Source organism: Alsobacter soli (assembly GCF_003004785.1).
In the GTDB taxonomy this organism is placed as follows: domain Bacteria; phylum Pseudomonadota; class Alphaproteobacteria; order Rhizobiales; family Beijerinckiaceae; genus Alsobacter; species Alsobacter soli.
Genome location: NZ_PVZS01000033.1, coordinates 39,577 through 49,293, shown reverse-complemented (window position 1 = coordinate 49,293; position 9,717 = coordinate 39,577). Strand labels below are relative to the sequence as shown.

Below are 9,717 nucleotides of genomic sequence, written 5' to 3'. Positions count from 1 at the left end.
GCCATGGAGACGCGCGCTGCCCTGCTGTGCCGCGACTGCCTGGCGCGCTTCGCCGCGGCGCCAGGGCCCCGACCGCGGTGCCGGGCCTGCGGCTCGCCCAGGGTGTTCGGCCACGCGGAACTGGACTCGCTCGCCATCGCTCACATCGACTGCGACGCGTTCTTCGCCGCCATCGAGAAGCGCGACAACCCTGAACTTGCGGACAAGCCCGTCATCATCGGCGGCGGCAAGCGCGGAGTGGTTTCGACCGCCTGCTACATCGCCCGCACGTATGGCGTGCGCTCCGCGATGCCCATGTTCAAGGCGCTGGAAGCCTGCCCGGACGCGGTCGTCATCAAGCCGGACATCGAGAAATATTCCCGCATCGGCCGACAGATCCGTTCCATGATGCTGGACCTTACGCCCGCAGTGGAGCCTGTATCCATCGACGAGGCCTTCCTCGATCTCTCCGGCACGGAGCGCCTGCACGGCTCCGCCCCGGCCGAGACCCTGATGCGCTTCGCCAGGCATGTGGAAAGCGAACTCGACCTGTCGGTCTCGATGGGTCTCTCGTACAACAAGTTCCTCGCCAAGATCGCCTCGGACCTGGACAAACCGCGCGGCTTCGCCGTGATCGGGCAGGCGGAGGTCGTCCCCTTTCTGGCCGGGCGGCCCATCGGCATCATTCCAGGCGTCGGCAAGGTGACCCAGGAGCGCCTGGCCCGCGACGGCCTGCGCCTCATCGCCGATGTCCAGCGTCTCTCCGATTCCGATCTGGCGCGCCGCTACGGCGAGGAGGGCCTGCGCCTCGCCCGGCTCGCGCGCGGCGAGGACCGGCGGCCGGTGAAGCCGGAGCGCGAGACCAAGAGCATCTCGGCGGAGACGACGTTCGACGAAGACATCGCCGACCCGCAGCGCCTCGCCCCCATCCTGCTGCGCCTCTCCGAGAAGCTGGCGCTTCGGCTACGGAAATCCGGCTTTTCCGCCCGGGGCCTCACCCTGAAGATGAAGACGTCCGATTTCCGGACCCGGACCCGCGCCCGCTCGGGCTTTCCGCCAACCCAGCTCGCGTCCCGCATCTTCGACATCGGCCGCGAGATGCTGGTCCGGGAATGCGACGGCGCGCGCTTCCGCCTGATCGGCATCGGCGCCTCAGATCTCGGTCCCGCCGAGGAGGCCGACCGCGGCGATCTCGTAGACGTCACGGCCCCGCGGGACGCCGGCGTCGAGCGCGCCATCGACCGGCTGCGGGAGAAGTTCGGAGGCGACGCCGTCATGCGCGGCCTCGTGTTCGGGGCACGCGCGGAACGCGAGAAACACTAGCGGCCGCTCATCACTGCGTGCACTGCGGGGCCGACATCACGTCGAGCCGCTTGAGCTCGCCCTGCAGGCCGAAATCGCCATAGTCGAGTTTCAGCTTGCGCGAGACGCCGTTCTCCAGCAGCTCGAAGGAGAGCGTGTAGACGGGCTGCTGCGTATCCTGGGTGCCGACCTCGAAGTAGCTCACCGACACCGGCCAGCGATCGAGCTTGTCCCACCCGGCCTGCCGAAGCGGTTCTTCCAAGTCGCCGTCCTTGTCGTGGGACGCCGCATGGCCGATCACCGCGAACGTGTCGTAGACCTTCTTCCCGCCCTCGGAGCCATCGTAGAGCTTCATCGAGGCGGTGGACTTGCCCTCCTTGGCGGCCTCGATCAGGAGGCGCATCTGCTCGGTGGGGAACACGATATCCCCCTTGATGGTGGTGCGGCCGGGCTGAGGCTTGCGCAGGCTCAACGCGACGCCGTCGGGCTTTTTCTCGGCCGAGCCGTCGGTCGCTTCCACGGGCGCCTGCCCCATGCGCGATTCCGTATTGAAGCGGAAACTGGAGCCGTCTCCGGCCTCGAAGGTGGTCGTGCGCATGTCGGACAGCCGCGTGCCAATCTCGCCGCCGCTCAGCTCGGTGACCTGCCGGAATGTCTGGGCGTAGCCCTCGCATGCAGAGCCGGTGAACTCGAACACGATGCGGCCGCGGGCCGCCTCCACCCCTTTGTTCCCGGCCGATTTCGACAGTGACAAATCATAGGTGGCCCGGTGCGGCGCCATGATGGGCCCCGCCGCAGCGGCGGGATGCGTCGCGCAAGCGGCGGCGAGGGCCAGAGCGGCCGAAATCACGCGCCAGGACATGGTGAACTCCTCTTCCGCGACGGGACGCCGGCCAGTCCAAGATAGGCTTTGCGGTCTGGGGCGGCAATCCGGGCCCGCGCGGCGCCTTGCCGCCCGTACGATGATGCGCGACAACGACGGCCCGCGCCCGCGCGCGCCGTCGTCTCCGCCAGAGAGGCCTCCATGAGCATCGAAGCCAAGTTGAAGGAACTGGGCGTCACCCTCCCGACCCCGGCCGCCCCCGTCGCCAATTACGTCCCGTGCGTCCGCACGGGCAACCTGCTGGTCGTGTCCGGGCAGCTCTGCTTCGGCGTGGACGGCAAGCTCGCGCCCGAGCACAAGGGCAAGCTCGGCGCCGAGGTCTCGGCCGAGCAGGCTACCGAAGCCGCGAAGCTCTGCGCCATCAACATTCTCGCCCAGGCGAAGGCGGCTCTCGGATCGCTCGAGTCCATTACCCGCTGCGTCCGCCTCGGAGGCTTCATCAACGCCGTGCCGACCTATGCGGCGATCCCCGCGATCATGAACGGAGCGTCCGACTTCATGGTGGCGGCGCTCGGCGACAAGGGCCGCCACGCGCGCAGCACGGTCGGCGTGGCCGAACTGCCGATGGACGCGGTTGTCGAGGTCGAAGCCATGTTCGAGGTAGCCTGATGGCCGCTCCTGCCTGGCTGGTCGCCCGCCCCATCGCGCATCGCGGCCTGCACGACCGCGCCCAGGGGGTGGTGGAGAACACCGCCTCCGCGGCGCGGGCCGCCATTGACCGGAACTTCGCCATCGAATGCGACGTCCAGCTCACCCGGGACCTCGACGCCGTGGTGTTCCACGACTTCGCCCTGGAGCGGCTGACCGTGGACGGGACCGGCCGGGTGGCCGAACGCTCGGCGGCCGAGCTCGGCGGCCTCGCCCTGAAGGACACCTCGGACCGCATCCAGACCCTCGGCGACTTCCTCGCCGTGCTGGGCGGCCGCGTGCCGCTCGTCCTGGAGATCAAGAGCGCCTTCGACGGCGACGTGAGGCTTGCCCGGCGCACGGCCGAGGTGCTGAAGGGCTACGATGGTCCTGTGGCGATCAAGAGCTTCGACCCGGAGATCGTGGCCGCGCTGCGCGAGCTCGCGCCCGACCGTCCCCGCGGGATCGTGGCCGAGAACCGCTACGACCATGGGGAATACGCCAGGCTCTCTCCCCTGCAGAAGCACGCCATGGCGAACCTGCTTCACTACGAACGGAGCCGCCCGGATTTCCTGTCCTGGCAGGTCCAGGACCTTCAGAGCGCGGCGCCCTACCTGTGCCGAAAGGCGGTCGGACTCCCGGTGATGACCTGGACCGTGCGCACGCCCGAAGACCGGGAGCGGGCCGCTGCAGGTGCGGACCAGATGGTCTTCGAAGGCTTCGTGCCCTGACCGGATGCGGCGCGTCTGCGCGCCGCGACCACCCGCCCCGCTTGCTTGTCGCGCGGCAGCGCCTAGCTTGAGGGGAAGGATTTCCCGAACAGGCACATGCCCGGCCCTTCCACCTCCCCCGACCTCGCATCCGATCTCACCCTGAAGGTCGCGACCAGCCTCAAGGCCGTGGACGCGCGCGAGTGGGACGCCTGCGCCAATCCGCACGCGGGCGCCGAAAGCGCCCCAGGCGCGTCCCGCAGCCCTGAATCAGCGTCTCAGGAAGATGCGGACAACCCGTTCATTTCCCATGTCTTCCTCTCGGCCCTGGAGGAGTCTGGCTGCGCGGTGGGACGCACCGGCTGGGGCGGAGCGCATGTGCTGGTGGAGGGGCCCGGCGGCGCGTTGCTCGCCTGCGCGCCGTGCTACCTGAAAAGCCATTCCCGCGGCGAATACGTGTTCGACAGCGGCTGGGCCGACGCCTACGATCGCGCCGGCGGCCGCTATTATCCCAAGCTGCAGGTCAGCGTGCCGTTCACGCCTGCGACGGGTCGGCGCCTGCTGGTGCGACCCGGCCCGCGCAACGCGGAGGCGCGCGAGGCGCTGGTCCACGGCCTGCAGGCGGTCCGGGCCCAGGCGGGGGCGTCCTCCGTCCACCTCACATTTCTGCCTGAAGAAGACTGGGAGGACCTCGGCCGCCGTGGATTCCTGCAGCGAACGGACCAGCAGTTCCACTGGTTCAACGAAGGCTACGGAAGCTTCGAGCAGTTCCTGGAAGCGCTCGCCTCCCGCAAGCGCAAGGCGATCCGACGGGAGCGCCGCGACGCGGTCGCGAACGGGATCACGATCGAGCATGTGACTGGCCGTGACATCACCGAGGCCCACTGGGACGCATTCTTCGCCTTCTACATGGACACCGGCTCGCGCAAGTGGGGCCGACCCTACCTGAACCGGACGTTCTTCTCCCTGATCGGCGAGCGCATGGCCGACCGGATCTTGCTGATGATGGCGAAACGGGCGGGACGATACGTGGCCGGGGCCATCAACTTCATCGGCGCGAACACGCTCTATGGCCGCAACTGGGGCTGCATCGAGGACCACCCCTTCCTGCATTTCGAGGTCTGCTACTACCAGGCCATCGACTTCGCCATTGGCCGCAGGCTCGCGCGTGTCGAAGCCGGCGCCCAGGGCGAGCACAAGCTGGCCCGCGGCTACCGCGCGGTGACGACCTACTCGGCGCACGACCTCGCCGACCCGGCCCTGCGGCGCGCCGTCGCCGACTATCTCGCCCGCGAGCGATCCTATGTGGAGAGCCTCCACGAGGAGTACGAGGAGCACGCGCCGTTCAGAAAGGCGTGATGCAAGGCGACTGCGCCGGATCAAGGCTTTGCCGGCGCGGAACCCTCTACTATCTCAAGGGATTGAGGCTCCCCGGGCGGGCCTGATGGGAGACAAGCATGAAGCGCTTCGGATTCGTGTTGGCCGTCATGGCGGCCGCTTCCCCTGCCCTGGCGCAAGGCCGCCCGCAGACCCCTGCCATGACCTGCGGCCAGGTCCACCAGATCATCGCGGCGAACGGCGGCATTGTGCTCGGCACGGGCGGGTACACCTACGACCGCTACGTGGTGAACGCCACAGCCTGCCTGCCTGGACAGGCTGTGAAGACCCAGTTCGTCCCCACGCGGTCAGGGGCCTGCCCGGTCTATGTCTGCTTCGACCCCACCTTCGAGCGCTTCTTCGACGACTGAGGCGCCACCCGCTTGACGCCGGCCGGCGCCGGGGCCACACCGGACCCGGCCGCGGCTGGAGCCGCTTTGCGCCTGCGGATGGACGCTGATGACCGACTATGACTCCCAAAACGTCTTCGCCAAGATCCTGCGCAGTGAATTGCCCTGCGAGAAGGTCTACGAGGACGAGGCGACCCTCGCCTTCATGGACATCATGCCCCGGGCGGACGGCCACGTGCTGGTGATCCCGAAGACGCCGGCGCGCAACATCCTCGACATCAAGCCCGAGGATCTCTCGCGCCTGATGGTCAGCGTCCAGAAGGTCGCCCGCGCCGTGAAGGTTGGCATGGACGCGGATGGCCTCACCATCCAGCAGTTCAACGAGAGCGCCGGCGGACAGGTGGTGTTCCATATCCACATCCATGTGCTGCCGCGCTGGGAAGGCGTTCCCCTGCGGCCTCACACGGGCCAGATGGAGAAGCCCGAGGCGCTCAAGGCTCACGCCGACAAGATCCGCGCCGCGCTGGCCGGCTGATCAGCCCCACAACGAGGCGGCGGCGATCAGCACCGCCTCGCCCACCAGGACGCCGGCGAAGAACGAGCGCCTGAACAGGAAAAACGCCCCGAACCCGGCCGCGATGCCGCCGACGCGCCCCCACCAGGGCACGAGGGCGAGCGCACCGCTCGGCGTCAGCAACAGCTTGGCGACGACCGCGGCCAGCAGGGCCGTCGAGACGTGCCGGACCCAGGTCAGGACCGGCGAGCCATCCGCCAGCCCACGCGAGGCGACAGCGCCGAGCGTGCGCCAGATCTCGGTCGGCACCACGCCGCAGAGCACAAGCAGCACATAGGGCCAAGCCGATCCATGCACGGCGGAAAGGTCGAGCGTCACCGCCGCGCCTCCAGCAGCCGCCCTGCCGCGAAGGCGGCGGTGCCGCCCACCAGCCCCACCCCCAGCAGGTCGAACGCGTCGCCGAGCAGCGGACGCAACATGGGCTCCAGAACGAAGCCCAGCCCGATGGCGAGCCAGTCGGCCGGGACCCGCGCGCCGGCGCTGATCGAGACGGTGAAATAAATCGGGCTCACGAACAGCACCGCCGCCGCCAATGGCGCCGGCAGGGCGCCCACGAGGAAATACCCCACCCCGGTGGTGATCGTGCTCAGGGAAATGCAGGCCGCCGCGAAGCCCGCGTAGTAGGGCAAGCGCGCCTCGACCGGCTTGGCGGGCAGCCGTCGCAGGCCCTCCGTCCAGACCGTCACGGCCACAAAGTGCGCCGCCGCCAGCTGGGTCCAGATCCCCTGCCCCGGCCGCCGCAGCAGCGGCATGAGCGCGACCGTCATGGGAAAGAACCGAACGGATGAGAAACAGATGGCCGCAGCCAGGGCGGGCGCGGTCATGCCAGCCGCAAGGCCGCCATAGAAGATCACCTGGGCGGGACCGGCCCAGACGAACAGCGTGGAGGCCATGGCCGCCCACACGGGATGCCCGACCGCCTGCGCCAGACCTCCGACGCCGATCAGCGACAGGCCGACCACCCACGCCGGCAACGCCAGCGCGTCACGGGCGCCGCGCACGGCCCAGCCCATGTCCGAGCGTGTGGTAGCGTCTTGCGGAGGGCTGTCTGCGATCAGGGCCATGGGGCCAGGCTCATGGGCCCGCGCCCTTATCCTTGCCGCTGATAATGTTCATGATCGGGGTCGCCTTGAGCTGGTCTCGCACCTGCAACCAGCCCCAGTACAGGCCGAAGGCCATCGCAGGCACCACGATCCAGGCCAGCAGCTCTTCCATGCGCTCGCGCTTGCGCCGCCGCTGCCGCCGCTTCTCGAACCAGGACGTCATTCGTTTCTTCCGCCCGATGCCGTGCGCTGAACAAGCCGATGGGCGAAACGCGACCGTTCCGCCCATCGTTTGGACTTTAGCCGAATGGCGCCGGGTCTGAAACCCGCCAAGCCACGCCACACAAGCGGCGCTGGCCGGCGTTGCCGAAAGGCCTCAGCTGCGCACCAGGGGCACCTTCGGGACGGTGCTCACCGGCTTGCCGCCGTCGGAGCCGCCCGCGCCGGGCTCGCCAGGGCCCTTCTTAAGTTTGGGCCGAGGCGAAGACTTGCGAGGGCTCGAGGCCCGCTTGGCCCGCGTCTTTGTCGCCTCCTCGACGTCCTTCTCGGGCTTGGGCGTGACCGGGCCCGCCGGGAACTCGAAGCCGAGCTCCTTCTTCCCGTCCTTCTCCTGGACGATGACCCGAACGGCGCCGCCATCCTTGAGCCGCCCGAACAACACCTCGTCCGCCAGGGGCGTCTTGATGGTGCTTTGGATCAGGCGGGCCATGGGACGTGCGCCCATGGTCTCGTCGTAGCCGCGCTCCACCAGCCACTCGCGCGCCTCGTCGGCGAGCTCGATGGTGACGTTGCGGTCCGCGAGCTGCGCCTCGAGCTGCAGCACGAACTTGTCCACCACCTTGGCCACGACCTCCTTCGGCAACTGGCCGAACGAGATGATAGCGTCGAGGCGGTTGCGGAATTCCGGCGCGAACAGGCGATTGATCGCCTCGTTGTCGCTGCTGTCCCGCTTGGTTGACGGTGTGAAGCCGAACACGGGCTTGGCGAGCTCCGCCGCGCCGGCGTTCGTGGTCATGATCAGGATCACGTTGCGGAAGTCGACCTGCTTGCCGTTGTGGTCGGTCAGCTTCCCATGGTCCATGATCTGCAAGAGGATGTTGAACAGGTCCGGATGGGCCTTCTCGATCTCGTCCAGCAGCAGCACGCAGTGGGGATGCTGGTCGACGCCATCGGTCAGCAGTCCGCCCTGGTCGAAGCCCACATAGCCGGGAGGAGCGCCGATCAGGCGGCTCACGGTGTGGCGCTCCATGTACTCCGACATGTCGAAGCGGATGATCTCCACGCCGAGGCTCGCGGCGAGTTGGCGGGCCACCTCCGTCTTGCCGACGCCCGTCGGGCCGGCGAACAGATAGTTGCCGATTGGCTTCTCGGGATCGCGCAGCCCCGCCCGGGCCAGCTTGATCGCCGAGGTGAGGGCCGTAATGGCGGCGTCCTGGCCATAGACGACACGCTTCAGGGTCTCGTCGAGGTTCCTCAGCACCTCGGCGTCGTCCTTGGAGACGGTCTTGGGCGGAATTCGCGCCATGGAGGCGATGGCCGCCTCGATCTCCTTCACGCCGATCTGCTTCTTCCGCTTGGTCTCCGGCAGCAGCATCTGCGAGGCGCCAGTCTCGTCGATCACGTCGATCGCTTTGTCCGGCAGCTTGCGGTCATGGATGTAGCGCGCCGACAGCTCCACCGCGGCCTTGATCGCCTCGTTGGTGTAGCGGATGTGGTGGAACTCCTCGAAATAGGGCTTCAGGCCCTTGAGGATCTCGATCGCGTCCGGCACCGACGGCTCGTTCACGTCGATCTTCTGGAAGCGGCGGACCAGCGCCCGGTCCTTCTCGAAGTACTGGCGGTATTCCTTGTAGGTCGTCGATCCGATGCAGCGCAGCGTGCCCTGGGCCAGCGCGGGCTTCAGCAGGTTGGACGCGTCCATGGCGCCGCCGGAGGTGGCGCCGGCGCCGATCACCGTGTGGATCTCGTCGATGAAGAGGATCGCCTTAGGGTGGTTCTCGATCTCCTTCATCACCTGCTTGAGGCGTTCCTCGAAGTCGCCGCGGTAGCGGGTGCCGGCGAGCAGCGTGCCCATGTCGAGCGCGAACACGGTCGCGTCGGCCAGCACCTCGGGGACCTCATGGGTGACGATCTTGCGCGCCAGGCCCTCGGCGATCGCGGTCTTGCCCACGCCCGGGTCGCCCACCAGAAGCGGGTTGTTCTTCTGGCGACGGCACAGCACCTGGATGGTGCGCTGCACCTCGGACTCACGCCCGATCAGCGGGTCGATGCGGCCTTCCTTGGCGCGCTTGTTCAGGTTGACGCAATAGGCCTCCAGCGCCTCGCCCTTCTTCTTCGGGCCGGCGCCGCCCTCGTCGCCGCCCGGGGAGCGGTCGGCCTGCTCTTCCTCGGCGCCGCGGGGGGTGCGGGTCTCCGACATGCCCGCACGCTTGGCGATGCCGTGGGAGATATAGTTCACGGCGTCGTAGCGCGTCATGTCCTGCTCCTGCAGGAAGTACGCGGCGTGGCTCTCGCGCTCGGCGAAGATGGCGACCAGCACGTTGGCGCCGGTGACCTCCTCGCGGCCGGATGACTGCACATGGATGACGGCGCGCTGGATCACGCGCTGGAAGCCGGCGGTCGGCTTGGAGTCGTCGCTGCCGTCTGTGACGAGGTTGCCGAGTTCGGCGTCAACATATTCGGTGAGGTTGCGGCGGAGCGCCTCGATGTCGACGTTGCAGGCCCGCATCACGGCGGCGGCGTCCTGGTCGTCGACGAGCGCGAGCAGCAGGTGCTCGAGGGTGGCGTATTCGTGGTGGCGCTCGTTGGCCAGCGCCAGGGCCCGGTGGAGCGCTTGTTCGAGATTGCGAGAGAAGGACGGCATCGGGCCTCA

Annotated in this window: 11 protein-coding genes; 6 read left to right on the top strand and 5 right to left on the bottom strand. The window is 68.3% G+C overall.

The genetic code is table 11. The annotated features are described in order from the left end of the window. Positions 1 to 3: 3 nt before the first annotated feature. Positions 4 to 1,302 (top strand): DNA polymerase IV, encoded by a 1,299-nt coding sequence (locus SLNSH_RS21210; RefSeq protein ID WP_106339713.1) that lies wholly within the window; start codon positions 4 to 6, stop codon positions 1,300 to 1,302. A gap of 10 nt (positions 1,303 to 1,312) precedes the next feature. On the opposite strand, the gene SLNSH_RS21205 is transcribed toward SLNSH_RS21210, so the two are convergent. After that, the gene (locus tag SLNSH_RS21205; RefSeq protein WP_106339711.1) at positions 1,313 to 2,143 is read right to left on the bottom strand and encodes a cell envelope integrity EipB family protein; all 831 of its coding nucleotides are present in this window, start codon (positions 2,141 to 2,143) and stop codon (positions 1,313 to 1,315) included. Between the two features lie 162 nt (positions 2,144 to 2,305). On the opposite strand from SLNSH_RS21205, the gene SLNSH_RS21200 reads away from it, so the two are divergent. The 5 genes from SLNSH_RS21200 (at position 2,306) to SLNSH_RS21180 (ending at position 5,763) form a co-directional block, all read left to right on the top strand. Continuing rightward, on the top strand, positions 2,306 to 2,773 hold the full coding sequence (locus SLNSH_RS21200; RefSeq protein ID WP_106339710.1) for a RidA family protein: 468 nt from the start codon (positions 2,306 to 2,308) through the stop codon (positions 2,771 to 2,773). After that, positions 2,773 to 3,522 carry a glycerophosphodiester phosphodiesterase family protein gene (locus SLNSH_RS21195; RefSeq protein ID WP_106339709.1) on the top strand — a complete coding sequence of 250 codons (750 nt, stop codon included), beginning with the start codon at positions 2,773 to 2,775 and terminating at the stop codon, positions 3,520 to 3,522. Before SLNSH_RS21200 ends, SLNSH_RS21195 begins: the two co-directional genes overlap by 1 nt. 96 nt (positions 3,523 to 3,618) lie before the next feature. Continuing rightward, positions 3,619 to 4,860, top strand: a complete 1,242-nt coding sequence (locus SLNSH_RS21190) for a GNAT family N-acetyltransferase (RefSeq protein ID WP_106339708.1) — start codon at positions 3,619 to 3,621, stop codon at positions 4,858 to 4,860. 98 nt (positions 4,861 to 4,958) lie between these two features. Then, complete coding sequence (locus SLNSH_RS21185) at positions 4,959 to 5,249, top strand: hypothetical protein (protein WP_106339707.1); 291 nt, start codon at positions 4,959 to 4,961, stop codon at positions 5,247 to 5,249. 88 nt (positions 5,250 to 5,337) lie between these two features. Continuing rightward, positions 5,338 to 5,763, top strand: coding sequence for an HIT family protein (locus SLNSH_RS21180; RefSeq protein ID WP_106339706.1), 426 nt, complete (start codon positions 5,338 to 5,340; stop codon positions 5,761 to 5,763). Here the strand turns inward: SLNSH_RS21180 and SLNSH_RS21175 are convergent, their stop codons facing one another. From SLNSH_RS21175 to clpA, 4 genes are all read right to left on the bottom strand, one after another. Beyond that, positions 5,764 to 6,120, bottom strand: a complete 357-nt coding sequence (locus tag SLNSH_RS21175; protein WP_245422440.1) for an AzlD domain-containing protein — start codon at positions 6,118 to 6,120, stop codon at positions 5,764 to 5,766. Beyond that, entirely contained in the window at positions 6,117 to 6,866 is a 750-nt protein-coding gene (locus SLNSH_RS21170) for an AzlC family ABC transporter permease (RefSeq protein ID WP_106339705.1), read from the bottom strand. Before SLNSH_RS21170 ends, SLNSH_RS21175 begins: the two co-directional genes overlap by 4 nt. Before the next feature lie 10 nt (positions 6,867 to 6,876). Beyond that, entirely contained in the window at positions 6,877 to 7,068 is a 192-nt protein-coding gene (locus SLNSH_RS21165) for a hypothetical protein (RefSeq protein WP_106339704.1), read from the bottom strand. Positions 7,069 to 7,221: 153 nt separating this feature from the next. Continuing rightward, positions 7,222 to 9,708, bottom strand: coding sequence for an ATP-dependent Clp protease ATP-binding subunit ClpA (gene clpA, locus SLNSH_RS21160; protein ID WP_106339703.1), 2,487 nt, complete (start codon positions 9,706 to 9,708; stop codon positions 7,222 to 7,224). Positions 9,709 to 9,717: the final 9 nt, after the last annotated feature.